Source organism: Vibrio sp. YT-17 (assembly GCF_033337375.1).
In the GTDB taxonomy this organism is placed as follows: Bacteria; Pseudomonadota; Gammaproteobacteria; order Enterobacterales; family Vibrionaceae; genus Vibrio; species Vibrio alginolyticus.
In genome coordinates this window covers 17,736-43,831 of sequence record NZ_JAWOQP010000012.1, presented here as the reverse complement: position 1 = coordinate 43,831, position 26,096 = coordinate 17,736, and the positions used below count along the sequence as shown (strand labels likewise).

23 protein-coding genes are annotated in these 26,096 nt (G+C 44.7%); 8 read left to right on the top strand and 15 right to left on the bottom strand.

The window, feature by feature from the left end; translation table 11 throughout:
* The first annotated feature begins 325 nt into the window (after nt 1-325).
* Entirely contained in the window at nt 326-1,714 is a 1,389-nt protein-coding gene (locus R7F67_RS13085) for a peptide MFS transporter (protein WP_005382097.1), read from the top strand.
* A gap of 49 nt (nt 1,715-1,763) precedes the next feature.
* Here the strand turns inward: R7F67_RS13085 and hemH are convergent, their stop codons facing one another.
* The 3 genes from hemH to htpG all read right to left on the bottom strand — a co-directional run bounded on the left by hemH (nt 1,764) and on the right by htpG (nt 5,762).
* Complete coding sequence (gene hemH / locus R7F67_RS13080) at nt 1,764-2,726, bottom strand: ferrochelatase (RefSeq protein WP_054701863.1); 963 nt, start codon at nt 2,724-2,726, stop codon at nt 1,764-1,766.
* Nucleotides 2,727-2,892: 166 nt separating this feature from the next.
* Entirely contained in the window at nt 2,893-3,537 is a 645-nt protein-coding gene (gene adk / locus R7F67_RS13075; RefSeq protein ID WP_005382094.1) for an adenylate kinase, read from the bottom strand.
* A gap of 320 nt (nt 3,538-3,857) precedes the next feature.
* Entirely contained in the window at nt 3,858-5,762 is a 1,905-nt protein-coding gene (gene htpG, locus R7F67_RS13070) for a molecular chaperone HtpG (RefSeq protein ID WP_318057209.1), read from the bottom strand.
* A gap of 271 nt (nt 5,763-6,033) precedes the next feature.
* Between htpG and R7F67_RS13065 the strand changes: the two genes are divergently transcribed.
* From R7F67_RS13065 to R7F67_RS13050, 4 genes are read left to right on the top strand one after another with little or no spacing between them, the layout of a single operon-like run.
* Nucleotides 6,034-6,912 (top strand): transcriptional regulator, encoded by an 879-nt coding sequence (locus R7F67_RS13065; protein ID WP_017634819.1) that lies wholly within the window; start codon nt 6,034-6,036, stop codon nt 6,910-6,912.
* Between the two features lie 11 nt (nt 6,913-6,923).
* Complete coding sequence (gene toxS, locus R7F67_RS13060; RefSeq protein ID WP_005382091.1) at nt 6,924-7,439, top strand: transmembrane regulator ToxS; 516 nt, start codon at nt 6,924-6,926, stop codon at nt 7,437-7,439.
* A gap of 46 nt (nt 7,440-7,485) precedes the next feature.
* On the top strand, nt 7,486-8,241 hold the full coding sequence (locus R7F67_RS13055) for a sulfite exporter TauE/SafE family protein (RefSeq protein WP_017634821.1): 756 nt from the start codon (nt 7,486-7,488) through the stop codon (nt 8,239-8,241).
* A 21-nt stretch (nt 8,242-8,262) separates the two neighbouring features.
* A complete protein-coding gene (locus R7F67_RS13050) occupies nt 8,263-8,541 on the top strand; it encodes a SelT/SelW/SelH family protein (RefSeq protein ID WP_005382088.1) in 279 nt (92 codons plus the stop codon).
* Nucleotides 8,542-8,579: 38 nt separating this feature from the next.
* Here the strand turns inward: R7F67_RS13050 and yfcE are convergent, their stop codons facing one another.
* From yfcE to R7F67_RS13020, 6 genes are all read right to left on the bottom strand, one after another.
* Nucleotides 8,580-9,125: a phosphodiesterase gene (gene yfcE / locus R7F67_RS13045; protein WP_047102892.1), complete on the bottom strand. Its 546-nt coding sequence runs from the start codon at nt 9,123-9,125 to the stop codon at nt 8,580-8,582.
* 75 nt (nt 9,126-9,200) lie between these two features.
* Nucleotides 9,201-9,410: a hypothetical protein gene (locus tag R7F67_RS13040; RefSeq protein WP_005382086.1), complete on the bottom strand. Its 210-nt coding sequence runs from the start codon at nt 9,408-9,410 to the stop codon at nt 9,201-9,203.
* 148 nt (nt 9,411-9,558) lie between these two features.
* Nucleotides 9,559-9,966 (bottom strand): CBS domain-containing protein, encoded by a 408-nt coding sequence (locus tag R7F67_RS13035; protein WP_005382085.1) that lies wholly within the window; start codon nt 9,964-9,966, stop codon nt 9,559-9,561.
* The gene (locus R7F67_RS13030) at nt 9,963-10,313 is read right to left on the bottom strand and encodes a P-II family nitrogen regulator (protein ID WP_005382084.1); all 351 of its coding nucleotides are present in this window, start codon (nt 10,311-10,313) and stop codon (nt 9,963-9,965) included. Before R7F67_RS13030 ends, R7F67_RS13035 begins: the two co-directional genes overlap by 4 nt.
* Entirely contained in the window at nt 10,303-11,094 is a 792-nt protein-coding gene (locus R7F67_RS13025) for a DUF1538 domain-containing protein (RefSeq protein ID WP_005382078.1), read from the bottom strand. Before R7F67_RS13025 ends, R7F67_RS13030 begins: the two co-directional genes overlap by 11 nt.
* Complete coding sequence (locus R7F67_RS13020) at nt 11,091-11,825, bottom strand: DUF1538 domain-containing protein (RefSeq protein ID WP_005382077.1); 735 nt, start codon at nt 11,823-11,825, stop codon at nt 11,091-11,093. Before R7F67_RS13020 ends, R7F67_RS13025 begins: the two co-directional genes overlap by 4 nt.
* A 254-nt stretch (nt 11,826-12,079) precedes the next feature.
* Here R7F67_RS13020 and R7F67_RS13015 point away from each other — a divergent pair, with 254 nt between their 5' ends.
* From R7F67_RS13015 to R7F67_RS13005, 3 genes are all read left to right on the top strand, one after another.
* Nucleotides 12,080-12,994 (top strand): TIGR01777 family oxidoreductase, encoded by a 915-nt coding sequence (locus R7F67_RS13015; protein WP_318057208.1) that lies wholly within the window; start codon nt 12,080-12,082, stop codon nt 12,992-12,994.
* 44 nt (nt 12,995-13,038) lie between these two features.
* On the top strand, nt 13,039-13,866 hold the full coding sequence (locus R7F67_RS13010; RefSeq protein ID WP_017819960.1) for an SDR family oxidoreductase: 828 nt from the start codon (nt 13,039-13,041) through the stop codon (nt 13,864-13,866).
* Between the two features lie 472 nt (nt 13,867-14,338).
* Complete coding sequence (locus tag R7F67_RS13005; RefSeq protein ID WP_005388628.1) at nt 14,339-15,193, top strand: co-chaperone YbbN; 855 nt, start codon at nt 14,339-14,341, stop codon at nt 15,191-15,193.
* 60 nt (nt 15,194-15,253) lie between these two features.
* Here the strand turns inward: R7F67_RS13005 and R7F67_RS13000 are convergent, their stop codons facing one another.
* The 6 genes from R7F67_RS13000 to R7F67_RS12975 are packed head-to-tail and all read right to left on the bottom strand — an operon-like array spanning nt 15,254 to nt 26,000.
* Nucleotides 15,254-19,018, bottom strand: a complete 3,765-nt coding sequence (locus R7F67_RS13000; RefSeq protein ID WP_318057207.1) for a cellulose synthase subunit BcsC-related outer membrane protein — start codon at nt 19,016-19,018, stop codon at nt 15,254-15,256.
* Nucleotides 19,009-20,115 (bottom strand): cellulose synthase complex periplasmic endoglucanase BcsZ, encoded by a 1,107-nt coding sequence (bcsZ, locus tag R7F67_RS12995; protein ID WP_138939149.1) that lies wholly within the window; start codon nt 20,113-20,115, stop codon nt 19,009-19,011. The genes R7F67_RS13000 and bcsZ overlap by 10 nt, the downstream gene beginning before the upstream one ends.
* Entirely contained in the window at nt 20,115-22,400 is a 2,286-nt protein-coding gene (bcsB, locus tag R7F67_RS12990; RefSeq protein ID WP_318057206.1) for a cellulose biosynthesis cyclic di-GMP-binding regulatory protein BcsB, read from the bottom strand. The genes bcsZ and bcsB overlap by 1 nt, the downstream gene beginning before the upstream one ends.
* Nucleotides 22,390-25,023: a UDP-forming cellulose synthase catalytic subunit gene (bcsA, locus tag R7F67_RS12985; RefSeq protein WP_085569968.1), complete on the bottom strand. Its 2,634-nt coding sequence runs from the start codon at nt 25,021-25,023 to the stop codon at nt 22,390-22,392. The genes bcsB and bcsA overlap by 11 nt, the downstream gene beginning before the upstream one ends.
* Nucleotides 25,024-25,026: 3 nt before the next feature.
* The gene (gene bcsQ / locus R7F67_RS12980) at nt 25,027-25,806 is read right to left on the bottom strand and encodes a cellulose biosynthesis protein BcsQ (protein WP_025767000.1); all 780 of its coding nucleotides are present in this window, start codon (nt 25,804-25,806) and stop codon (nt 25,027-25,029) included.
* Nucleotides 25,803-26,000, bottom strand: a complete 198-nt coding sequence (locus R7F67_RS12975; RefSeq protein ID WP_021034149.1) for a hypothetical protein — start codon at nt 25,998-26,000, stop codon at nt 25,803-25,805. Before R7F67_RS12975 ends, bcsQ begins: the two co-directional genes overlap by 4 nt.
* Nucleotides 26,001-26,096 lie beyond the last annotated feature (96 nt).

The window sequence follows — 26,096 nt, the reverse complement described above, 5'->3', positions numbered from 1 at the left end:
TAGCCAATTCTATTTTGTTTTTATCCTAGCATTAAGCCAAAGTTGAGTCATTGATATTCAGTTTATCTATAAAAGTATGATTATACATCGCTCGCATTAACGACATTTTTCAGCAACTTACGATAAAGAAGTCCATAGGCAAAAATGGAAATTAAGTTTGTAACACAACCAATACACCATCATATAATCTGCAAATCCAATCAAAAACAGCCACTTAACAAACAAAAATAGTTGAATGGCAAAATTTTATTATTTGTCACTCGTTGAATTGCATTGTATACGTAGAAGTCGTTAAAAAATGTAATAACTATTATTAGAAGAGCTTATGTCAAACCAACATCAATATTTTGGTCATCCACGTGGCCTGTTCTTATTGTTCGGTACAGAACTGTGGGAACGCTTTTCTTACTACGCAATGCGTGCCATTCTCGTGCTTTACCTTACTGATACAACAATGAATGGCGGCCTTGGCTGGTCAACCAAAGACGCATTAGACCTATACGGCATATACACAGGGCTTGTGTATATCACGCCTCTTATCGGTGGTTACCTAGCAGATAACTATTTAGGTCAACGTCGCTCAATTTTGCTTGGTGGCGCGTTAATGGCCATCGGCCAGTTTACTCTTGCACTTCCTGCTGATGCTTTAGGTATTGGTTCGCTACACAGTTTCTATTTAGGTCTTGGCCTACTTATCACTGGTAACGGTCTCTTTAAGCCAAATATCTCAACCATGGTTGGCGACCTTTATCAAGAAGGTGACAACCGTCGTGACGGCGCATTCACTATCTTTTATATGGGTATCAACTTAGGTGCATTACTTGCCGGCGTCGTTTCTGGCTCTGTGACAACCTCTTACGGTTGGAAAGCAGGCTTTGTTGCCGCTGGTGTGGGTATGCTGGTTAGCCTAGTGATGCAAATGGTACTGGCTCAATCATGGCTTGGTGATATTGGTCGCGAACCAGCGGCGAAACGAGATCTAAACAACAAAAACGCCACCACGAAGCAGCCACTCACCAAAGAAGAAGTGAATCGACTAAAAGTAATTCTGGTCATGAGCTTATTCACTATTGTCTTCTGGGCAGGCTTTGAACAAGCTGGTGGTCTGATGAACATCTACACTCAACAATATACTGATCGCATGATTGGTGGTTTCGAAGTTCCTGCTGCGTGGTTCCAATCACTAAACCCATTTTTCATTATTACTCTAGCGCCAGTTCTGGCTGTCCTTTGGGTAAAATTGGGTAAACGTGAACCTACTTCGCCAGTGAAATTTGCGATGGCACTATTTTTCTTGGCGATTGGTTTCCTTTGTATGGTTGGCGCAGTGCTAGAACAAGGTGGAGATACAACAGTAAAAACATCGATGTTATGGTTGGTCGGCGCTTTCTTCTTCCACACATTAGGCGAGCTGTGTTTATCTCCAATTGGTCTTTCATTGGTGACTAAATTAGCACCGCTTCGCTTAGCTTCACTTATGATGGGTGCATGGTTTGGCTGTAATGCGATTGCTAACTATGTTGCGGGCTATGTGGGTTCTCACGTAGGCGAGTTAGGCGCTATGGCTATCTTTAGTGGTATTGCGGTCAGCGCAACCGTAAGTGGCGTAATTTTGCTCCTATTCTCTAATACACTCGTTCGCTGGATGCATGGCGCTGAAAATACGCACAGCACGGCAGAGCAAGTAGAAGAGCAGCAAGTACAAGTCGCTTGATCGCTCAACTAAACGTAGAAAGGGTCGCTATTGCGACCCTTTTTTGTATCTAAAGTTTAGATTGAACTAACTCAACCATCATCTCGATATGAAGTTCACTATCGTTCAAACAAGGGATGTAGGTAAAGTTTTCACCATCTGCTTCAAGGAAAATCTCTTTACACTCTTCCGAGATCTCTTCCAACGTCTCTAAACAATCTGACGAAAATGCAGGGGTCACAACATTAATATTTTTCACACCCTTTGCAGGAAGTGCCTCTAGGGTCTTATCGGTATAAGGTTGAAGCCACTCTTCTCTCCCAAATCGGGACTGATACGTCATGCCAATTTGTTGTTCGCTTAAACCTAACGCTTCCCCAAGCAAGCGAGTCGTCTCTTCACAATGCTGTGGGTAAACATCACCATTGTCAGCATAGCGTTTTGGAATACCATGATAAGAACACAGCAGGTAATCTCCCTGACCATTCTTTTGCCAATGTTCACGAACTGAATGCGCTAACGCTTCAATATATTTCGGGTGATTGTAATAATCACGAATAAAGCTAAAGCCTGGCATCACCGGCAGGTTTTTAAATGCTTTAGTGATTCCGTCAGAAACCGCTGCCGTTGTTGTGCCCGAGTATTGCGGATACAAAGGTAAAACAATGACTTCATCAACGCCTTGCGCCAATAGAGCTTCAAAGCCTGATTGCAAACTTGGGTTACCATACGTCATACCAAGCTCTACAGGTATATCAAGCTTTTGTGCTAACTTTTCCGTTTGGCGTTTAGAGTACACCATCAACGGCGAGCCCTCTTCCATCCATACTGATTGATAGAGTTTGGCAACTTTAGGAGCTCGGATAGGAAGGATAACGCCGTGCAATAGTGGACACCAAAGCCATCGAGTCATGTCTACCACTCGGTGATCATGAAGAAACTGACTTAAAAAGCGCTTTACGGCAGGAGCGGTTGGTGCGTCAGGAGTTCCCAGGTTAACTAGGAGTACACCCTGTTTATTATTCTCTTTCATAACATCCTATTCATGGTAAACGGCTTGGTTCATATATTTAAGTAACCTCGAAGTAACGAATAGCCGAGCTGAAGTTAATTAGATATATGTTTACGAGTAAACTAAAAAAGCGACCACTTGGGCCGCTTTCAATATATCAAAATATTAAATTTTTGACTTCAGCAAATTAAGATAGTGCTTTCTCGATATCCGCACTAACTTCAGCTACTTGCTTAGTACCATCAAACTTAAGGTACTTAGTCTTGCCTGCTTCAGCTTCTTTGCCGTAGTAGTTGATTAGCGGTGCAGTTTGCTCGTGGTAAACACCTAGACGAGCACGTACTGTTTCTTCTTTGTCGTCATCACGAACAACAAGATCTTCACCAGTTACATCATCTTTACCTTCCACTTTAGGCGGGTTGTAAACCACGTGGTAAGTACGACCAGAAGGAAGGTGAGCACGACGACCAGCCATACGCTCAACAATTACATCGTCTGCAACGTCAAATTCGATAACGTAGTCTACGTCTACGCCCATTTCTTTTAGGCCGTCAGCTTGAGGGATAGTACGTGGGAAACCATCTAGTAGGAAACCGTTTGCACAGTCTTCTTGAGCGATGCGCTCTTTGATAAGACCAAGGATGATTTCATCAGAAACTAGCTGACCAGCGTCAATAACAGCTTTGGCTTGTTTACCAAGCTCTGTACCTGCTTTGATAGCAGCACGAAGCATATCACCAGTAGAGATTTGTGGAATACCGTATTTTTCCATGATGAAGTTTGCTTGTGTGCCTTTACCTGCACCTGGAGCACCTAGAAGAATGATGCGCATGATTTATCCTCTTTAATATTTAAGATTTATACCGAAGCTCACAATAGCTGACCTCTTAGACATCAAACCTGAGAAGCACCTGCAACGATAAGTTTCGGTATAACGTATATAGGCGAGCAAAAATACACGCCTTATTACTCACATTCAAGTCGCAGATTCTATCACAGGTTCTCTGAGCAAAGAGTGTATTAAGACTAAAGAATGTTAACAGTACCCTCTTTCACGCCCTATTGATTATTAACTCAGCACTTGAGATGCAAAATTTTGCGACAACAAACAAAAAGCTCGCGAAATGCGAGCTTTTTGATTTGCAGAGGTTATTACACCTTAGTCAAAAGTTGATTAACGGCTCCTAAGAACTCTGTTGGATCCTCAATAGAGCCTCGCTCCGCTAGCATTGCTTGACCAAGCAGAACTTCAACCCAGCGACCAAACGCTTCTTCATCGGCTTCGTCAGCCATACGCTTAACCAATTCGTGCTCAGGGTTTAGCTCAAAGATGTATTTCACTTCCGGCACAGCTTGACCAGCTGCCGCAAGAAGCTTCGCCATTTGAGTGCCCATTTCGTAATCGTCCGTTACCACAACAGCAGGCGTAGATGCGAGTTTGAAGGTCGTACGAACTTCTTTCACACGATCGCCTAGGTAAGACTTCGTGCGCTCTACAACCGACTTAAACTCTTCTTCGGTTTCTTTTTGCTTCTCTTTTTCTGCTTCATCTTCAAACTGACTTAGATCAAGCCCAGCTTTAGTGATTGACTGGAACTGTTTACCATCAAACTCAGTTAAGTAGTTCATCAGCCACTCATCAATGCGGTCGTACATCAAGATAACTTCAATGCCTTTCGCTTTGAACTGTTCTAAGTGAGGGCTGTTTTTCGCAGCTGCATAGCTGTCTGCCGTCAAGTAGTAGATCTTATCTTGACCTTCTTTCATGCGCTCAACGTAAGACGCCAAGCCCACAGTTTGCTCAGAAGAGTCCACTTCAGTTGAAGCAAAGCGCAATAAACCTGCAACTTTCTCTTTGTTTGCAAAGTCCTCCGCAGGGCCCTCTTTCATCACAAGACCAAACTCTTTCCAGAATGATTGGTATTTCTCTTCGTCATTCTTGGCCATACGCTCGAGCATCGTTAGCACGCGCTTAGTACAAGCATTACGTAGAGACTGAGTCACTTTATTGTCTTGTAAGATCTCACGTGATACGTTTAGCGGTAAATCGTTTGAGTCTATTAAACCACGTACGAAGCGTAAGTATGACGGCATAAATTGCTCTGCATCGTCCATAATGAATACGCGCTGTACGTATAGTTTCAAGCCTGATTTGTGGTCGCGGTTCATCATATCCCAAGGTGCTTTCGATGGGATGTATAGTAAGCTCGTGTAGTCGTTTTTACCTTCTACACGGTTATGACTCCAGACCAAGGGATCGGCAAAGTCATGTGATACGTGTTTGTAGAACTCTTGATACTCTTCTTCTGAAATATCAGATTTGTTACGCGTCCACAGTGCTTGGGCTTTGTTGATTTGCTCCCACTTCTTCTCGTCTGTTTCCTTGCCTTCGTCATCACGAACGACAGTTTGGATTGAAACAGGAATGCCGATGTTATCAGAGTACTTACTGATAACGTCACGTAGACGCCACTCATTCAAAAACTCTTTACCCTCTTCACGCATATGAAGAATGATGTCGGTACCACGTGACTCTTTGGTAATGTTTTCGATGGTGTACTCACCTTCACCCGCTGAGTGCCATTGTACCGCTTCATCAGCGGCTAGACCCGCAGCGCGAGTGCGCACGGTAACGGAGTCAGCAACGATAAATGCCGAGTAGAAACCAACACCAAACTGACCAATAAGCTGAGAGTCTTTGCTCTGCTCTTCAGATAGCTTTGAGAAAAACTCAGCTGTACCAGATTTTGCGATTGTTCCTAAGTGCTCAATCACATCATCACGGCTCATACCGATACCGTTATCAGAAATGGTTAAGGTATTTGCGCTTTCATCAAACGACAGTTTCACGCAAAGGTCTGCATTACCTTCGTATAGATCTGGGTTAGATAACGCCTGAAAGCGCAGTTTGTCTGATGCATCTGATGCGTTAGAGATCAGCTCGCGCAAAAAGATCTCTTTATTTGAATAAAGAGAATGGATCATTAAATGCAGTAGTTGTTTTACTTCTGATTGAAAACCACGAGTTTCTTTATTTTGAGATACGGTTTCGCTCATGTGTGCTCCATAACATCTAAACTAATTGGCTTTTTCATAGGGACAAGTTTGTGACTTTCCCCTTGAAATCACCTTACCGAGATGTCATTTAACATGTGGCTGACAAATGTAAATTCAAGGTCAATATTGCTAAAAACGGTGTTTTTTTAGAAAATTTTAATTATCCTACCCGTCTAAAAGCATCTAAAATGTCGTGCGCACTCCAAGCGCCCCGGTAATTTTGTGACATAAATCACCATAATTACAACATCATCCATCTAAGAAGAACTAAATGACTAACATTGGCACCAAATTTCTACTTGCTCAAAGGTTCACCTTTGATCCAAATAGTAATTCGCTCGCTGACCAACAAAACGGCAACGACGTTGTACGATTAGGAAGCAACGAAAGCCGTATACTTCTGATGTTGGCAGAGAGACCAAACGAAGTTTTAACCCGTAACGAGCTTCACGAGTTTGTTTGGCGTGAGCAAGGTTTTGAGGTGGATGACTCAAGCCTGACTCAAGCGATTTCTACTCTGCGTAAGATGTTGAAGGATTCAACAAAATCTCCAGAGTTTGTTAAAACGGTACCTAAGCGTGGCTACCAACTCATTTGTTCAGTGGAACGCTTGAGCCCATTTTCTACTGACTCTAACACTGACGTTGAAGAAAGCGCTTCTGAACACGAAGCGCCAGCAGTGGAGTTAGAAGCGAGCGATACACCACCAACAGAGATAGTGACCGATACTACTGCTGATCTTGAGCCTCAAGTAGAGCCGACTAAAACTCAGCCGAAGCCAGCATCTAACACGATTAACTGGCTACCGCGTGTCATTATCTTTTTATCTCTGCTGCTTCCTGTTTGCGTATTGTTATTCACGAACCCAGCGGAATCCCAATTCCGTCAGATTGGTGAGTATCAAAATGTACCGGTGATGACACCTGTAAATCACCCTCAAATCAACAACTGGTTGCCCTCAATAGAGCAATGCATTGAGCGCTACGTGAAGCACCATGCAGAAGACTCGTTGCCAGTGGAAGTGATTGCCACTGGCGGACAAAATAACCAGCTGATTCTGAACTACATTCATGACAGTAACCACTCTTACGAGAACGTAACACTGCGTATTTTCGCAGGTCAAAACGATCCAACAGACATCTGCAAATAAAGGAGGCCAATATGAAGATTAAATTAGCATCTGCGGTTTTGGCCGTATCCGTTCTTTTCAGTAGTTGGTTGTATTGGGGAAGTGACCTAAAAGTGGAACAGCTCCTCACAGCAAACGAATGGCAGTCGACCATGGTGACAGTCATTACAGACAGCTTGCCTGACGATACTGTCGGCCCACTACGCCGAGTTAATGTTGAATCAAACGTGAAATATCTCCCTAATGGTGACTATATTCGCGTAGCAAATATAAAACTATTCGCTCAAGGTTCAACCGCAGAATCAACGATAAATATCTCGGAAAAAGGCCGCTGGGAAGTAAGTGACAACTATTTGTTGGTCTCGCCTTCGGAGTTTAAAGATATTTCATCTTCTCAATCAAAAGACTTTTCCGAAGCACAGCTACGTTTAATTACTCAAATTTTTAAGCTAGATGCAGAGCAAAGTCGTCGTATTGACGTCGTGAACGAAAAAACACTATTGCTCACTAGCTTGAACCACGGTTCTTCGGTACTGTTTAAAAACTAATTTTGATTGGATGATAAGGGGGCAAGACGCCCCCTTTGTTTTGCTTATGGATTGGCTAGATACCACTACTCTCTTTTTCGGTTCACTAATCGCCAACACGATGGCTTCACTTTCTGGTGGCGGAGCAGGCTTGCTTCAATTCCCTTTACTCATCTTTCTCGGCTTACCGTTCTCCGTTGCGCTAGGCACACATAAGGTGGCTTCGGTTGCTTTAGGCTTAGGCGCAGCAAGCACGCATTTAAGATCAGGCACTATTAAATGGAAAATCGCGCTCTACCTTATCTTGTCCGGTAGTATTGGCGTGATTTTAGGGGCTAACTTAATTGTACAGATCCCTGATGGTATCGCGGAAAAGATGCTCGGCACGATGATCCTAGCGCTAGGTATCTACTCGCGATTTAAGACATCGCTAGGCCAAGCTGAAGTAATACGTAACCGTCATCCTATCGGTTGGGTTATCGGTGGAATTGGCTTACTGTTTATCGGCATCATTAACGGATCTCTTACCGCAGGTTCTGGTTTGCTCGTGACACTATTTTTGGTGCGCTGGTTTGGTTACGACTACAAACAAGCCGTTGCTTACACCATGATTTGTGTCGGCCTGTTTTGGAATGGCATTGGAGGCATTGCCGTCGTACAGGCAGGGGCGCCTATTCACTGGGCTTGGTTACCTGTTTTATTGTTAAGCTCTTTTCTAGGCGGCAGTTTAGGCGCATGGGCCGCGACTCGATACAGCAACAGAGTGATTAAAGTTGCATTCGAAATTCTCACGTTTGCGGTGGGCATCAAGTTGCTGGTTTAAAAAGATTAAAAGGAAAGTTTCATGGATAAAGCAATCATTGATATTTATTACTGCCGCCAGTGCAACTGGATGTTACGTTCAACTTGGCTATCGCAAGAATTACTGCATACTTTTAGTGAAGAAATAGAAACAATCAGCTTACACCCAGACACAGGTGGTCGCTTCGAAATTTTCTGTAATGGTCAGCAAATTTGGGAACGGAAAAAAGACAGCGGCTTTCCTGAAGCCAAGGTGCTAAAACAGCGCGTAAGAGACATTATCGACCCAGAACGCGATTTAGGACATTCAGACACAAAATAGGGAGCAATTCGCTCCCTATTTTTTACTTAGTAAAACCGTTAAATCATGGTTTGTGCTAATACTTCGCCTTCTGGCGTTTTTACCGTTAGCTTATTGCCTTCTAGAGTACCAAAGCTTCTCGGTAAGCCATTACGTGGGAATGTCATCGAGCCTGGGTTGAATATAATGGCTCCATCTTGCATCTCTGCGACGGGAACATGTGTATGACCGTGGGCGATGATATCACCTTCGCGCAGTGGCGGCCGTTTTTCAGAGTTGTACAAGTGACCATGAGTCAAAAAGATTCTCTTGCCAGATTCAAGTAGCACCCATGAGTAATCCATCATCATTGGAAACTTCAATAGCATTTGGTCTACTTCACTATCACAGTTGCCACGTACAGAAATAATTTGATCACTGTATTGGTTCAATAAGTCTGCTACCTGTGGAGGGTTGTAGCCTTCCGGAATAGGGTTTCGCGGCCCATGGTTTAGCGTATCTCCTAGCAAAATCAGGTGGTGCGCACCAGAAGCCAAAAATAGATCAATGGTTTCTTTAGTTGCTGGCAAAGAGCCATGCAGGTCTGAGGCAAAAAATAGTTTCACGACATCGTCTCCTCAAAAAGTATGAGGTCATTCTACGGCATTTTTTTAGCAGCTCAACCTACGACGGTTTGAATACTACTGATAGCGCAATGATTCAATGACCATAGGCAAAACATAGAACCATGCTGCATACGCTGTTCCAACCAACACCAGTATCCAAAACACCATCGACATAAATTTTGATTTGGCTAGATGGTGCAGCGGATCGGGCTCTCCGCATCCTGGACATGCATGAGCGCGTTTTGAGATTTGTTTCTCACACACGGGGCAAGAGACTAAAGGCATGATACAGATTCCTCGACATTAGGCTTAGGGCGCAAAGAATAATGGTGAATCAACACATATGCAACCTAACATATATTAAATATTTTAGTTCTTTGTAACAGTCGCTGACTTGAGAAAAAATCGTTGATTTTTCATTTATATCAACCTATTACACTTCTTCTCGCACCATACCATTGATGACAATATTGTTATAACTCACCATCCCAATGACCTCGCCACTTTCAATGACCGGCGCTCTGCTTATGCCAAATCGCTCAAACAAACGGGCACAATATTTTACGTTCATATCTGGTTCGACACACAAAGCGGGCTTGGTCATGATTTCATAAATATTTGTGCGCTGAGGAGAACGATTATTCGCCAGCACCTTTTTGGCGATATCATTCATCAACACGATGCCATATTCATCATTATCATCTCGCTTTTTCACCACCAGCGCTTTGACTTGGTATTTTTTCGCTAGCGTTATGCCTTCGTATACGGTCATCAGTCCATCAACCATCACATACGTTGCCGCCATAACATCTCGAACTCTAATTATCGTTTGATCACTCATAATTCATCCTCAACCACTTTGGTCAACGTTTCTACTTGATGCGCGACACCGACTGCATCTTCAATATCGATCTGAATAGCAATGCCCTGCCCCGACTCTCTGTCGAATTCACCAACCTCATTAATGGTTTCTAATATGTGTCGAGAGAGATGTTCCTCGACCACAAACAGCAGCACATCTTTTTGCACTTCTAGCGTTAAACCAAAAAACGTTCGCTTTTGATTTAAACCTTGCCCGCGAGCATTGTTAATCACTGTTGCACCGGTCGCACCAGCATCGCGTGCAGCGTCCAGCACCTTGTCTGTTTTGCTGTCTTCAACAAACGCAAGTATCAATTTAAAGCGCATTTTCTTCTTCCTCCGAGACGTTTTTATTCAGCCACTGGGTTATTTGCGCATAGCCCATCACAGAGATCATAGGAAATAGACTGGCAAACGCGATCAAGCCAAAGCCATCAATCATTGGGTTTCTTCCAGGGACGGTCGAAGCAAGCCCTAACCCTAATGCAGTTACAAGTGGGACAGTGACGGTAGAAGTTGTTACGCCTCCAGAATCGTAGGCGAGTGGAACAATAAGCTTAGGAGCGTAAAACGTTTGAATCACAACGACGATGTAACCCGCGATGATGTAATAATGAATGGGATCGCCCACGACAATCCGGTAACTCCCTAATGCAATACCAATTGCCACCCCAAACGCAACGGCTACGCGCAAGCCGTTAATACTGATACTGCCTCCAGAGACTTGGTTTGCTTTTATCGCTACAGCGATTAAAGAAGGCTCTGCAATCGTGGTACTAAAGCCTATAAAAAAGGCGAAGGTGTAAACCCAATAATAGTCGACCCACATTAAGGCTTTCCCTACCGATACTTTGAACTCTTGTAAAAACTCCGGCGCCGTTAATTGCACAGCCATCGTCTCCCCAAGTGGAAACAACGCCATTTCTAATCCAAGTAAAAAAAGAGCTAACCCGAAAATCACATAAACGAACCCAAGCAAAACTTTCTTAAGGTTGCTAACAGGACGCCTTAACACGGCTAACTGAAAACCAAAAATAATGCTGGCGATGGGAACGACGTCTCTAACGGTCGATAATAAAGTGTCTAGGAAATGATCAATTGAAATCATGTTACGACCATTCCGTAAACCATCACAAACATCATCGGTAACAGCGAGGCAAAAGCGATTAAACCAAAGCCATCCACCATAGGGTTGCGCCCTTTAATAGAAGACGCTAAACCGACGCCCAGTGCAGTGACCAAAGGTACTGTTATGGTGGACGTTGTTACACCTCCTGAATCGTAAGCGACGCCAATAATGGCTTCAGGTGCAAACCACGTCAGTATTACAACGCCTACATAGCCACCAATGATCATGTAATGAATCGGCCACCCTTTTAAGATACGCAAAACGCCGATAACGATGGCTATCCCCACAGAGAGAGCTACTGTTACTCGAAGTCCTTCTCCGTAATCCTGCATGGACTGCTCTGAGTTAGCGATCATTCCGCCCTCTGCCGCAACTTCTGAGGCTTCTTCCGCTACCGCGGTCAATGCAGGTTCAGCTATCGTGGTGCCAAACCCCAAACAAAACGCAAAGACTAATAACCAAAACACGCTGCCTTTTTTTGCAAAGGCTTGAGCCATACTCTCTCCGATAGGAAAAAGACCAAGTTCTAGGCCAAAGATAAAAAAGGTTAATCCTAAAACGACAAGCAACAAGCCAAAAAGAATGGAGACCAGGTTGGGCAGCGGCTCTTGCAAAACGACTAATTGGAAAAAAGTGATAACAATGATGATGGGTAATAAGTCACGAGCACTATTGAGGAGCGCTCGAAAAAGCGCAACAAATGCTTCCATGCCTATCCTCCTTGATTGTGCAAACTGATTACGCCATTCCAATGAGCGATAACTTCTAGTCTGGCATAGATTTCACTCTTCTACCGTGAATGCACTAGCGCCATCTATAACATTTAGTTACATATTTTCTAATATGTGAAGTTAATAGTATCTCTGCCAGCTTGTCACTATCCCAGAAATAATGGTGTTGAGATGATCAAGCTAAGCACAAAACGACTATAATGTTCTAATACGTGTACATTCAAAGAGATAACATGAAGATATTACTCACAGGTGGCACTGGGTTTATTGGCTCGGAGTTGCTCAAGCTGCTATCAACTCACCAGGTTATGCTACTTACACGCTCTCCAGAGCGAGCAAAACAATGCCTACAGCATGCTGATCTGGGTAATATCGAATACCTTGACTCGCTCGAGTCGTTCGCCGATCTCAATCACGTTGATGCCGTCATTAATCTTGCAGGTGAGCCTATTGCGGATAAAAGGTGGACCAGCGAGCAAAAAGAAAAAATCTGCAAAAGTCGTTGGAAAATTACCGAGCAAATTGTTGAGCTGATCCACGCAAGTACCGAACCTCCCTCTGTTTTTATTAGTGGCTCGGCAGTTGGCTACTATGGTGATCAACAAGATCATCCGTTTGATGAGTGCTTACATGTTAATAGCGACGGCTTTCCTCACGAGGTATGTGCAAAGTGGGAGCAAATAGCCAAGCGCGCAGAGTCGGAACAAACTCGGGTTTGTCTAATGAGAACTGGCGTGGTACTCGGCCTTAATGGTGGTGCGTTGGCAAAGATGCTATTACCTTACAAGCTTGGCGTAGGCGGCCCACTTGGGAACGGTAATCAGTACATGCCTTGGATTCACATCCTAGATATGGTCCGCGCCATCATGTACTTGCTTGAAACACCACATGCCCACGGTGCATTCAATATGTGCGCCCCCCACCCTGTGACTAATCGTATATTCAGCGGCACACTAGCTAAAACGCTAAAACGTCCGCATATCTTGTTCACGCCTAAATGGGCGATGGAGCTCCTAATGGGAGAATCTTCCTGCTTGTTGTTTGATAGCATGAGAGCCAAACCCAAAAAACTCACCGAACTGGGCTTTAAATTTAGCTACTCCAGAATAGAGCCAGCACTCAAGCACTTGCTTCATGAACGGAGCTGATGAATGATGGCTCTAATCAATGTTTCTGAGTCTTAAATTAAATTATGAAAAAATCGATTCTCATTACGGGTTGTTCAACCGGCATCGGTTACGTGTGCGCTCACGCCCTACAAAACAAGGGATTTAATGTCATTGCATCTTGTAGGAAAGAACAAGATGTCCAGCGCCTAATTAATGAAGGGCTAACCTGCATCAATCTAGACCTAAATAGCCCAGAAAGCATTTCTTCGGGCGTGAAGCAAGCGCTAGAGTTAGCAGAAGGTAAGCTTTACGCAGTGTTCAATAATGGTGCCTATGGTCAGCCCGGAGCACTGGAAGACTTACCCACCGAGGCTCTTCAAGATCAATTTCAGACCAACTTTTTTGGTTGGCACCAGTTGGTCAGAGAAGTGCTTCCCCATATGCGCCAGCAAGGCGAAGGACGCATCATACAAAACAGCTCTGTTCTTGGTTTTGCCGCAATGAAATACCGTGGTGCCTATAATGCATCAAAATTTGCCTTAGAAGGCTGGACAGATACGCTCAGGCTAGAGCTTGCGGATACGAATATCAAAGTAGCATTGATAGAACCAGGACCGATCGAAACTCAATTTAGAAACAATGCATTACGAGCCTTTGAGAAGTGGGTTGATATTGAATCTAGCCCCCATCGTGATGCTTATGAAGGACAAAGAGAGCGACTCAACAACGACAAGTCTAATAATCGATTTGTTTTGCCTGCAGAGTCTTGCATCGCACCAGTTCTTCATGCATTAACTAGCGTTTCACCGAAAATTCGTTATCGAATTACTACACCGACTAAATTATTCGCAGTCTTGAAAAGACTATTACCAACCCGTGCACTTGATAAAATTTTGCGACAGGCTGCATAAAAAAGTTTTGTCGAAATGTAATTTCACCGTAACAATGTGATGTCATTATGAACATGTAGGTTAAAAAAACCTCAACTAAACGAATCAATTTCTACGCAATTCAGCGGGGATTCTTTCGCCCAAAGTGATTGAGTTGCTTAGATTTGGTATCGCCACCCATTACGTTTTGTAGCAATGTTTATACTACTGCGAGGCAACAATGACATTAAATCAGCTTAACTGGCTTAGTGTGGGTGTAGTGTTGACCATGTTCATCCTATTTTGATACCGCACTAACAAATAGCATTAGAATTGCGCTGCTTCGGCAGCGTTTTCTTTTTATCTAACACCTGAGCAGCAATAACCTCACTCTATTACCTCACGTTTTCTCAAAATAGAATGATTCATTATTGATGGTGAATGTCGCTTGAATTTCACCTAAATCAACTCCATATCTAATATCAACGACAAGACACAAGGCAAGGATACTCTGATGCAATCCCCATTTATCGTTGAGATAACAGAACAGAACTTTCGCGAAACGCTTGAAGGATCAATGAACACGCCCGTTTTGATCCACTTTTGGGCCAACGCTCAGCCAGAAAGCGCACAGATACTCCCTGAGTTGCAATCTCTTGCTCAACAGTACAACGGTGCATTTACGCTTGCTCTACTAAATTGTGAAGATCAGCCCGCTTTAGCGTCTCAATTTGGCGTGCAAGTATTGCCAACTATCGCGCTGTTTATAAATGGTCAAGCCGTCGATGGTCTGGGAGGCCCCCAGCCAATTGATGCCATTGCTACCATGCTACAAAAGCATTTGCCAAGCCCAGATGAGCAACTATTAAAACAAGTCAGTGAACTTCTTCAGCAAGGTGAGCATGCTCAGGCTTTGAGCATCATCCACACTTTGCCGCCAGAGCTGCAAGAGCGTGGTGATGTGAAACTCGCGATGGCTGATTGTTTGCTAGAAACCAAACAATTTGATATTGCCCAAGAACTACTGAACGCTATCCCTCTCGAGTATCAAGATAACTACTACAAGAGCCTAATAGCCAAGCTCGAGCTGCATTTGCAGGCTGCAGATAGCCCTGAGTTACAGCGACTAGAACAAGCATACGCAGCAGACATGGCAAACTTCGAACTCGCTTGTGAATTGGCGGTACAATACAACCAAGTTGGTCGGGATGAAGAAGCGTTGGAACTGCTGTGGAATATTCTTAAAAAAGACTTGGGCGCCCAAGACGGTGACGTGAAGAAGACTTTTATGGATATTCTCAGTGCACTAGGTCAAGGTAACGCATTAGCAAGCAAATATCGTCGCCAGCTTTACTCAATTTTGTACTAAGCGCCGCATTCTTCTAAGAATAAGACAACAAAGGCCGGGATTTCCGGCCTTTGTTTTTTGTTAGAAGTCGCTATACAACGTTGGTGCTGCTGGCGGATACTCTATTGGTTGCCAACGATCATTAAAGGTGTACTTGGCATAAAGCATGAAATGGTTTGGTGTATAAAACTCAGAACGTTGTACATCGACTAACGCACCAAGATACCAACGTTTGCTGACTCGCTTTTCCACCGCCGCTTGCAACGACGTACCAAAACCACCACCTTTGTCTGACTCCGCTACTGTCGATAAGTATGGCGCGTCTTCCTTAGTCCAAGAGTTAGAGACGGATGCACTCAATTGATATGACCAAGAACTGTTGTATCGGCCATAAAAGTTGATAGGTAAAGACACCGAGAAGTAACTTTGCGGGCTGTAGTAGCCACCGTGACCTAGCGTGTACTCACCCAGATTTTTGTCGTAATCAAGGTACATTAAGTTCGTACCTATACTTAAACGCTGGTCATCCGTTGCAATTAACTTGTAGTACGCTCCACCTAGCACGCCTAAACGAGTGTTGTCCTCAACCTTTTCACCAGTCAAAACATGATACTGCAAGCTACTCCAAAAACCGTAAGGGCCACCAATGTCCCAACTTGAGCTCAACTTCACACCAGTACGAGCAACTCCGCCCCATTTAGTCCCTTGAGGGTCAGTCGTGCCGCTAGGGACAGACATTCCAGCATAAGAAAGCGCGCTACTGGTCTCTGGGCGACGCGAAGCTTCTGCCGTCCAACCGAACTCACCCAGGTCCCCATTGATGCGCACACCACCAACCCATGTGGTATGGTCGAAACCAATTGGTGTCGTGCCGATATCGACCAACCAATCTTCAGCCTGCCAGCCCACTCCAAATGCCATACCTGATGCGTCATTTTGGAACGAAGTGCTGTCAGAATCGGTGGTTTTTTCATAATAGTCCAACTGACCTGAATCGATAGAAACATAATCGGCTTTTAGCAATAGGTGCCCATCCCAGCTCTCTATCGGGATTCGGGCTTCTATGGGCACTTGATTCGAAGTATTACGGCCATCTCGTGCACTGTAATCCCAGCCAATCATGACATGCCCATCACTCCGATCATGCAGTTTATCGATGTCCGATTTGACGTTACGAGTCAACCAGTAGTCGTCAGCAGTATCATATAGCTCGCGTAAGCTTAGGGGTTCTTTTTTCGCCTCTTCAGGTTCACGATTTTTATCCATTCGGTCACGATTTAAGGCTTGATAGGCGCGTGTTTCAGCTAACGCCCACTGTTGATTTTCCATTGCTATAGACATGCTATTGCGAAATGCTAATGCGTCAGCATCAGGCATCGCATCCAACAACTGATTTAGCGCATTAGCGTCATTTCGATAGCCTTGTTGATTAAACACCGCGGCCACTGTCATCAACTGTGCCGCAGTTAAGCTATCGCGCTTTTTATTCAAAATGAGGTGCATGTCGTGATACGTCGCTTCATATCCAGTCAAAGCACTAGCTTGCAACATGCCAATTTCTGCTTGAGTTTTAAATGGCTCAGGCTTTAAAGAAACTTGTTCATACAAATCCAACGCAAGCTTAGGCTGTTGATTAACCAGCATCAGATCCGCTTGACTCAACAGTCGACGGGTTTTGAGTTCATCAAGCTGTAATGCTTCCGAAGCACTTAAATCTTGTGTTGCGGAATTTAATGCTAAGTCCGCGTACCAACGATCAAAATCTTCAAAGTGATTCAAGCTTACCATCATGCTGCCGTAAGCCAGTTTGTCATCGGTTGACCAATCTTCTGAAAGCGAAATGTTTTGGAAAATCCTCTCAGCTTCCTTAACTTCATCAATGTCTAACCACGCACTCACTAGACGAGCGAGCGGTTGAATTTGACCTTGATAATCCGACTCTAGCGCACGTAATGTCGCCATTACTGATTCGGGAGAAGCTAAGTAACGCGTTTGAATGTCTCTCAACTGAGCATCAAGCTTCAAGCGGGTTAAATTGCGCTGCATTGCGTCTGTCATATCATGTTGTGCGATACTCTCTAGCTCAGCGATGGCCTCATTCACGTTGAAGTCCTGCGCGAGATAAAGCGCGTAAGCAAATTTCATTTCAGGGTCATTACTAGATGTAGCCCAATCGGACATCAGCGTATCCGCGCGTACTTTGTCGCCCATTGAATGAACCACGTCAGCAATATCAAGCCTTAACCATGGGGAGGTTGGCTGTAGCGCAATCAATTCCTCTACGGACGCTTTCATCGTTGCCTGATCATTTTGAGCGATTGCGATCCGCAGACGAGTCAAAATAACTTCCGACTTGATGCTCGCTATTTTTTCAGCGACCACTTTCTGCTGTGGGGCTGAGTAACTGCGCGCGAGTGCTTCCGCGCCAGACCAATCTTGCTGCTGAATACGAACATCTAAGCGACCACGCAATGCAGAGCTATTGCTGCTATCCAGTTGCAAAGCTTGTTTGAAAACCTTCTCTGCCGCGGCATAATTTTCTTGTACCAGATACAAAGAGCCTAATGATGAATAAGCATAAGGTTGGGATTTATCTACTTGAATCGCTTTTTGATAAGCGCTTTCTGCTTGCTTAAACTGGCCTTTTTCGACCAAGGCATCACCTTGATCAAGATACGCCCAATATTGAGAAGTCTCGATTAGCGCTGCCCATTTTGAGGCCGAGTCAGGATTATGATCTAAGTGCTGAGCCTGTTTAAAGTATCCGAGCGCTTTTTGTTGCTGCCCTCTACGTAGATAAACCTTACCCATAGCACCAAGCAATTCAGGATCTTGCGGACGAGTCGTCAACGCATAACGCAGCTGAGCTTCTGCTTGGCCGGTTTTATCTTCCTCGAGCAACGCTAACCCTTTGAGCTTGGCGAGATAGGTGGGGTCTTTGCGTAGTTCCTTTTCCTTTTTCCAGCGATCTTTCGCGCTTTGATTCGCTCTTTGTATCTCCATGTCAGACGGGTAGTAGCTAGCTAAGATGGCATATTGCTGAACAACTTGATCTGAAATAGGCAATTGATCCAATGCACGCAACCACGACGTTGCCGCATTTGTTCCAACCGAAGGAGCAAGCGCTAACTTTTTATAGGTATCGAGAATCCATGGATCAGCAGGATTCTCTTTGCGAATATGGTTGGCTAACGCGAGTTGAAAAGACGGAACACTAGGATAATTTGCATTTAAACGTTCCAGTCCCTGTTTTACCGAGCTCCAACTGCCAGGCAAATTACTTTGCAACTGTAGGAATTCAAGTTGTAACGCTGGTGATGGCATTCCATTTGGAAAAAGAGCTTTGTAAGCTTGAATCGCTTCATCGTAACGACCAGATTTTGCAAGCAACTGAGCGCGCTGATAATCCGCTCTTTTCTCTCCCTGAATGGCCATAATCGATGACAAGTTTTTCGCTTGAGGCGAATGAGGCGCCTGTCTGATTAAGCGCTCAAATACCGGTTTTGCTAATTCTGGCTGCTTACGTTTCAGATACATATTCGCTTGATAGAAAAGCCCCGTTGGATTGCTTTCTTCAATCGCGAACAGCCTCTCCAGAGTACTCTCGACAATATCATCTCGGCCAATCGCGTCCGCCAGTTTTAGCTGCTCAACCAACCACTCAACCGAGTCAACTCGTGCTAATGATGTGGAAAATTGAACCAGCTCGATAGGCTTGTAGACCTGTGCGAGCTGCGACTTTGTCAGAGGTTTTGAACTAAAGCTTTCTGCATGCACAGTGCCGACGCCACCAGTCGCCAAAGCAACCAGTGGAATCCACCATAACGCGCGTCCTGTTACTGACATCTCTCGCTCCATGCAGGAAGCAATTCACCTTGCACACCAAAACGGTAACGTTCTTCATGCCAACCAAGCCCAAATAGACTTAATACGTTGTCGTAATAATGATCGTTTTTGTCTGCCACAAGTTCATTTTGAGCACGACGAAACTGCGTCTCCAACAGCGTAGGTTCACCAGAAGCCGCGAGTAACGGAAGAGCCGCAGCAGAAAAACCTGCGCTTCCTGCTTGGGTATATTTACCCGTTTCAGTATTTACTTCTCTCGCTGGCGCACCAACGGCTTTGGTTGCCGCGACAAACGGCTGCATTTTTTGCACTAATACTGCTTTTTCTGAAACTTGGTCATTTAGCATACCCGCCCAAAGATAAGTGCGGATCGCGTTGTAACTGCCCATCGGCCCTGTAACCACATCTGAGCTATAACGACCATTTCTCAATGTTGCCCAGTCTGGGCTAAAGCCTGCTGGCATCGTTTTCTCTAGCATGTGAACACTTGCCTTATACATTGAGTCCCAGTTGTATTGCGGGTACAGCGACTGCATACGAGCAATCAGTTGTAACGGAACATAACTCGGATTCACACGGTACTGGCCGTCGGCATCAAAGCCCGTTGGAGCTGGCAACAATACCGTTCCAACTCCCGCTATGTTGACGGTTTCTTCACGTAAAATACGACTCGCGATCAGATGTCCAAGGGTCTGATAGTAGTAGTTATTCCATAATCTCCCCGCCTCAACAAGGGAGTAAGCTATCCACAAATCAGAATCTGACGCTGGGTTAGAATCCAAGACTCCGAACTGACCATTTTCTTTTCTTCCCCACAACCAAGCAGGAAGCCTTGCCGTCAAATCCCCACCAGCCAAATGTGATTGAGTCCATTTTAAAACCTGATCGAAGGTTTTAGGGTCATTGGCAACCAAGGCAAAGAACAATGCGTAAGATTGGCCTTCCGAGGTTGTAATCATACGCTCGTCACTGCCATCAACGACTCGGCCTTGCTCCATGTATACCGACTTAAATGTTTCCCATTGTGGCCACTCGCAGGTGTTAGCCCACAAGTAAGGAGACACGAACAACATAAGGAACGAGATGAGTTTTTTCATTATTCCTCTTCCTCAGTTTTTTCTAAACGTCTAGACGCGACTTGACGTAATACGCGCCAAAGCACAATGGTTACGATCACCACTAGCAAGGCGGCAAAGCACGCAACGATGACTGGGTGATTAGAGAAGTGATACCAAACGAGCTGCCACACAGGAAGCTTACCGACATAGTAGTGCGAACCCACGTTGTAGCTTGCTACTTCGTTATTTCTCAACGTCACCACCGAGCCAAACATGTGCTCCACTTTACCGGAGTCAGCCAACGCGCGATCAACCGACGAAAAATCTGACGGGTGAGCCGCCATAATAGAAATGACGCTGCGTTTTTTCGTAAATGGCGATTCTGCACCATAAATAGCAGCAAAAGAGCCTTCTGCCTCGACAGAAACATAATCTGCGGCGGCTTGACGAGCATCACTTGGACTCATCCAGTTCATTCCGAGCTGCTTTTCATTTTTGCTTGGTAGGCGAATTTGTCTCTGACCCTCTTTAACCACTAAGTTAACTTGGTCAGGATTATTAGCGGCTTCTTCTAATGCATCCACAACACCAATCGTCAGGATATCTTTATTTTTTAGTTGCTCAGCATTCCATTTATCTGTCAAAAGCACCTGAATACCTGGGTACCCAGAGTCACGTCCCAATGACCCCATGACGTTTAAGAAGGTTTGCAACACTTCTTTTGGAGCACTCTCTGGAACAACAATAGCAGTTTCTGACAAATCAGCCATGCGAGTGTAAGGAAAACCGGATGTAGCAAAAGCGCGCATATTTGGCATTTCGATGTAGTGGGGGAAACCACTAAAATCAATAGTAGAATCACCATCAATAACCGCGTATTGCTTACTTGGCTGCGTTACCTGGCACTGCCCATCGGTCACCGAAGCAAAGCCAAATTCGAACTCGATTCGGTTTTGACTACCCACCTTAAAAGCCGGAATGCGAACAAACGTATCACCACTTAGAATGCCATCATCTAACAAAGGAACACGTATACGGTTAGATTCTCCACCTTGACCTTTTGTGGTTAGGTTGAACGCCTCAATGAATTGGTCATTAATACTCAAAGTCAGACGAGAGCCGGAATGATCCGCAGCAGGCGGTGAATAACGATAGTTAAGATCCATCGGTATACCACGGCTTTGCCAAGTAAAGAGATCGGGTGGTAAACGCAAACTTACGTTGATTGGTGGAGGCGTTCGGCCTTCCACTTGCAGCATGCTTTTTTGTTCGACTAACTCAGACAATGCAACAGGACGAGCCGTACTCACCCAGTTTGGCGCATCGTACGGGACTCGTGGTTTGATTTGTTTGACTTCATTAATCTTCGCGATTGGTCCAGTAAGAAGTTGGTTTCCCAACGCCAAACCTTGCACCGCAATGTTAAGATCCTTACTGTCACGGCCTGTCACCAGAAGAAACTTCACGTACGGGTCTGTTGGATGAGTGATGACTTGAAGACGAGGGCCATCCGTGTCTGGAAAATCTCTCAGAAACTCAGGTTTGTTGTCATTGGTAACAAAGACAATGGCGTTGCGCTTAGGTAACGTGTCGACACTAAAAGGGAATTGAGCACCACGCCAACCCGCAAGAGCACCAAAGTAAGAGCTCAAGACACCGGCAGCCTTGACATCATCTAAATCGTATTTGCTACCCATCACGACAGGCAGATTTAACTGGCTGAAATCACGGACATCAAAAAAAGGAGCCGGTAACAAACTCAAGTCACTTTCCAGCACTGTCTTTTGAGCAAGCATCTCAATTCGACTACTTTGGCTAATCTCAGCCCAAATGCTCGAGTCATTTGGATTGGCACACTCTTTCTGAGTATTCCCTATTAACTCAAAGCGAATTTGGTTGTAGTTACTGAAGTAACGAGTATCCAGCGGCATCGATAAGCTCAATTTTTTGCCTTGCTGACCATCGACGATTGACGCCACTCCCATAAGCTCGTTGTTCAAATACACTTTGACGTGAGAAACCAAAGAGAGCAACGCTGGTGAGGGTGTGATGTCAAAGTACAACGTTGCTTTAGACACCACCTCATCGAGTCGCGAACCGAAACCAATATAAGCACTGGCCTCACTACCTTGGATAGCAATTGAACCACTGTAACCTAATTGACTAAATGGGATGACGCGCTTAAACACGGTCGAATCTTCAGCATCTTGCTGTGCCAAAGGCGTTGCTTGTTGCTGACTTACTTCTTGTGCCGCGAGACTGCACGACATACACATGAGAGTGATAGCCGTTGTCAACGCTGTTAGTTTTTTATTATTTAGCATGACTTGAGGTCCTGATTGGGACATAACGAGGTCTTAGTGACCAAATAAATTCGATACAAAATAAAAGTGCATCCACACTGACCTGAACAAACTTAGGACAATGTTGCAGCAAGCGTTTGTATCCATTAAAGCCGACTTGCAGTACAGCCTGCATACTCGATAGAGGTTTATCTGATTGATAACCTTGTTGCCATTTCGCCCATGTATCTGCACGTGCAAATGTACATTGGACGTATTGGATTCGTTGTTGATGAGACAATTCGTTGAGTTGTAAACCAAATATCCCCTTATGAGCATAGGCAACCGTCATAGGGAACACGAATTCTTGGCCACCTCGATTGAGGATCACTTCTAAGGTTTGACCGAGTAAGTAAGCACAGGTTGGTTCATCGACCCCGTCAATTTCTATGCGCACGCCCCCCAAAGAGAAATCCTTCATCTGCGCTTGTATTAAATGCCCAGAATTAAGCCTAACCGCGACAGGAATCGCCACCTCTACTCGGTGATCTTTTCGCACTTGTTTAGCTTCTACTGCAACCGCAACGGCAGCACCTAAAATCAACAGGTTGTACATCGTCCATACGAGATTCACGATAACTGTACCGATTTCATTTTGAGGCCCCCACCCCATTCGGTAAATCCCTACAGCGAAGCCCAAAATGTTGAGTGCAACCAAAACCAAATATGGTCGAGAGATCACCCAATCGTAGTGAGACTTTTCAACCAAACCGCCTTTTGCCGTTACGTTGAATGTCCCTTTATGGGGCGCAAACAAAGCCACCGTTGTTGGCCTTGCGATATACCAAGCAAGCACGGTTTCGTATACCTCACCCCAAAACGAATAACGGTAGTCACCCTGCATACGAGAGTTGGTCATGCTGGCGTGAATCATGTGGGGTAATACGTACAAAATGATCGCCAGCGCTGGTGCATAAATCACGTAGGAATGCAGCAACAAATAAGCCAAGGGTGCGATCAGGAATACAATCCTCGGGATACCAGATAGAAAGTGCAGCATGGCATTGACGTAACAAAGCCGTTGAGAGAGCTTAAGCCCCTTTCCAGTCAATGGATTATCTACCCTAAATATCTGCGCCATCCCGCGAGCCCAACGAATGCGTTGCCCAACATGTGCAGACAATGTTTCTGTCGCCAAACCAGCAGAAATCGGCTGCTTAAGATATGCAGAACGATAGCCTAAACGGTGCATGCGCAGAGACGTGTGCGCATCTTCCGTCACGGTTTCGACTGCAATACCACCGACTTCCTCTAAAGGCTCTCGACGTAAAATAGCGCACGAGCCACAGAAGAAAGTCGCATCCCATAAGTCGTTACCATCTTGAATCAGGCCGTAAAACAAGTTGCCTTCGTTTGGCACGTTACGAAAGTTCGATAAGTTACGCTCAAAAGGATCCGGTGAGAAAAAATGGTGCGGTGTCTGAATAAGCGCCAACTTTGGATCTTTCAGGAACATCCCCATTGTGAGCTGAAAAAATGCTCGTGTAGGAATATGGTCACAGTCAAAAATCGCAACAAACTCACCGCTGGTCTGCTTCAACGCATAGTTAATGTTACCGGCTTTCGCATGTTCATTCGTTGGGCGGCGGATGTAGTTCACCCCTACACTTTTGGCGAAATCTCGGAAGCTACCACGCTTGCCGTCATCCAGAATGTGGATGTTAAGTTTGTCTTTCGGCCAATCGACACCTAACGAGGCATAAACCGTCGCTTTCACAACATCGAGATCTTCGTTGTAAGTAGGGATCATCAAGTCAATGGTTGGCCAAGTTGACTGATCCGGTGGCATCGATACTGGTTTGCGATTCAATGGCCAGATATTTTGGAAGTAGCCAAGCATCAGCACAATCCAAGAATACGTCTCAGCTAGAAGTAAAACGCCCCCTAGAAACAAAGCAACAGGATCGTCCCAGTTCAGGGTAGACGAATAACGCCACCACAAGTATCGACATGAGGCCGTAACCGACAAGATGATCAAAAGCATGGTAGGAAAACGACCCGGCATGCGACGGACCATCATCGCTAATGCCCAGAGTAACAGTACAAAGACAGTCTGAGCCTGATAACCAAATGGCACCGTAAAACAAAGCAAAGCGATTAACACCACGAAAAACAACAAGGTGTAGTTCAACGCCATCGCTGACTTACTTGCTTTAATACGCTCTCGAACTTGTGGATCTTTGATGTTGTTCGCTGTCTGTTCTAACCAGCGGACGCCTTTTGCAACCAATTCAAATGGCAAGTAGAACGCATTGCGAATTTGCTCGGCTAAAGTCATCGCTAAGCTGCTGGTTTTTTTGGACCATGCTGTATTTACGTTTTGCCTGAAGCAAAGCAACCACACGCTTTGGATAATAAAACGTACAGGATCAAACCATCTTGGCGCAGCAAAATTAACGTTTGGATAGTAAACCAAAGGCAGTTTCCATGAGGGAACACCCGAAATAACCGGCTTTAAAAATACAAAACTCAATGAAAACCAAAAAGACAAAGCACACTCACCAACCCAGTTTGTTTTACAATTCCAGGCTTGCTCGTAAGCGTTCTTCTGCAGTCTGAATTGGTCCACTACCCAACGTTGGAAAATCAGATTAAGACTTCGCATAAATTAGCTTTGGTCCTGAGCGCTTGATAACGCTGATACACACCAAAAAGCAAAAGACTGAAAATCTTTTGCGGCTTGGCTCGATGGCGAATAGTGTTGAACGGTCGTCAGGTTTGCCACACATTCAAGCAATGCCGTATCTCGATGAATCGAAACAGGAATCAAGGATTCGCTAAGTTCCTTTTTCAGCACCAACATGAAATCACGACCAATTTCGGTTTCTGGCTGATATTTATTCACCAAAAAACGTAATTTATCAGAGCGAAGCAATCTCGATAGCTCTTCATGTTGTAGCCAAGATTGAAGAGTGAGATAACTCAAGGCGTCTGCCGTTACCACCACCACAATCATATCCATTGAGTCGACAAAAGATCGCACTTCAGGATCAGTAAGCTCTGCTAAGTCGGCGTGAAAAAGCAGCCACTGTTCACCACGGTTTTCGCTCACTTGCAACGTCGTTTCACCTAACATTGATAGATAGTGAGAACGCTCATTAAAAAACGCTTTTAACTGCTCAGAATTCAGATGGCCAAACGGTAAAAAAAGTGCACCTTGTGGGCTTTCATAACCAGCCTGGGTCCAAGGCTTATCTAAAAGAAGTTGTTTCGCCCAGCCTCCTTGCTCTTCCCTCGGCAAGCCAAGATGAGCTTGCAGTAAACTATTAGGCACCACCTCAATGGCCAGTACCTGTTTATTTATCTTAACTAACGCTTGTGCCAAATTCGCAGCGACGGTCGTTGAGCCACAGCCGCCTTTTAAACTAACAAATAGAAGGCGCTTCATATTGCTTCCGTTTCTGAATTTTTCTGCGTATTACGTACCAAAGATAGAACATTACGAGCACCGTTGGCTTTGAAGACTTGCCACTTATTTTTAACTTGTACGTAAGACTCGTTTTCTGTTGTTTCAATATACGTGTATTGAGTTAAGTTATAAGAAGAGTAGATCGAATTAATATCTTTTGCAGACTCAGTCATAGAATTTTTCACAATGTAACGGAGCTTAAACTGAGATAACAGCAATCCCGCCACTATCATTTTCAGTATAAATTCCATTGTTAAAAAATTGACGCA

Bases quoted from the DNA above. Each gene is read 5' to 3' on its own strand.
- bcsQ (WP_025767000.1), bottom strand. From the start codon at position 25,806: ATGAAGCGCCTTCTATTTGTTAGTTTAAAAGGCGGCTGTGGCTCAACG.
- R7F67_RS13000 (WP_318057207.1), bottom strand. From the start codon at position 19,018: ATGTCAGTAACAGGACGCGCGTTATGGTGGATTCCACTGGTTGCTTTG.
- R7F67_RS13040 (WP_005382086.1), bottom strand. From the start codon at position 9,410: ATGCCTTTAGTCTCTTGCCCCGTGTGTGAGAAACAAATCTCAAAACGC.
- R7F67_RS12975 (WP_021034149.1), bottom strand. From the start codon at position 26,000: ATGACTGAGTCTGCAAAAGATATTAATTCGATCTACTCTTCTTATAAC.
- R7F67_RS13085 (WP_005382097.1), top strand. From the start codon at position 326: ATGTCAAACCAACATCAATATTTTGGTCATCCACGTGGCCTGTTCTTA.
- R7F67_RS13020 (WP_005382077.1), bottom strand. From the start codon at position 11,825: ATGGAAGCATTTGTTGCGCTTTTTCGAGCGCTCCTCAATAGTGCTCGT.
- htpG (WP_318057209.1), bottom strand. From the start codon at position 5,762: ATGAGCGAAACCGTATCTCAAAATAAAGAAACTCGTGGTTTTCAATCA.
- R7F67_RS13025 (WP_005382078.1), bottom strand. From the start codon at position 11,094: ATGATTTCAATTGATCATTTCCTAGACACTTTATTATCGACCGTTAGA.
- R7F67_RS13035 (WP_005382085.1), bottom strand. From the start codon at position 9,966: ATGAGTGATCAAACGATAATTAGAGTTCGAGATGTTATGGCGGCAACG.
- adk (WP_005382094.1), bottom strand. From the start codon at position 3,537: ATGCGCATCATTCTTCTAGGTGCTCCAGGTGCAGGTAAAGGCACACAA.
- R7F67_RS13005 (WP_005388628.1), top strand. From the start codon at position 14,339: ATGCAATCCCCATTTATCGTTGAGATAACAGAACAGAACTTTCGCGAA.
- bcsZ (WP_138939149.1), bottom strand. From the start codon at position 20,115: ATGAAAAAACTCATCTCGTTCCTTATGTTGTTCGTGTCTCCTTACTTG.
- bcsB (WP_318057206.1), bottom strand. From the start codon at position 22,400: ATGCTAAATAATAAAAAACTAACAGCGTTGACAACGGCTATCACTCTC.
- R7F67_RS13030 (WP_005382084.1), bottom strand. From the start codon at position 10,313: ATGCGCTTTAAATTGATACTTGCGTTTGTTGAAGACAGCAAAACAGAC.
- R7F67_RS13010 (WP_017819960.1), top strand. From the start codon at position 13,039: ATGAAAAAATCGATTCTCATTACGGGTTGTTCAACCGGCATCGGTTAC.
- R7F67_RS13055 (WP_017634821.1), top strand. From the start codon at position 7,486: ATGGATTGGCTAGATACCACTACTCTCTTTTTCGGTTCACTAATCGCC.
- bcsA (WP_085569968.1), bottom strand. From the start codon at position 25,023: ATGCGAAGTCTTAATCTGATTTTCCAACGTTGGGTAGTGGACCAATTC.
- R7F67_RS13050 (WP_005382088.1), top strand. From the start codon at position 8,263: ATGGATAAAGCAATCATTGATATTTATTACTGCCGCCAGTGCAACTGG.
- R7F67_RS13015 (WP_318057208.1), top strand. From the start codon at position 12,080: ATGAAGATATTACTCACAGGTGGCACTGGGTTTATTGGCTCGGAGTTG.
- hemH (WP_054701863.1), bottom strand. From the start codon at position 2,726: ATGAAAGAGAATAATAAACAGGGTGTACTCCTAGTTAACCTGGGAACT.
- R7F67_RS13065 (WP_017634819.1), top strand. From the start codon at position 6,034: ATGACTAACATTGGCACCAAATTTCTACTTGCTCAAAGGTTCACCTTT.
- toxS (WP_005382091.1), top strand. From the start codon at position 6,924: ATGAAGATTAAATTAGCATCTGCGGTTTTGGCCGTATCCGTTCTTTTC.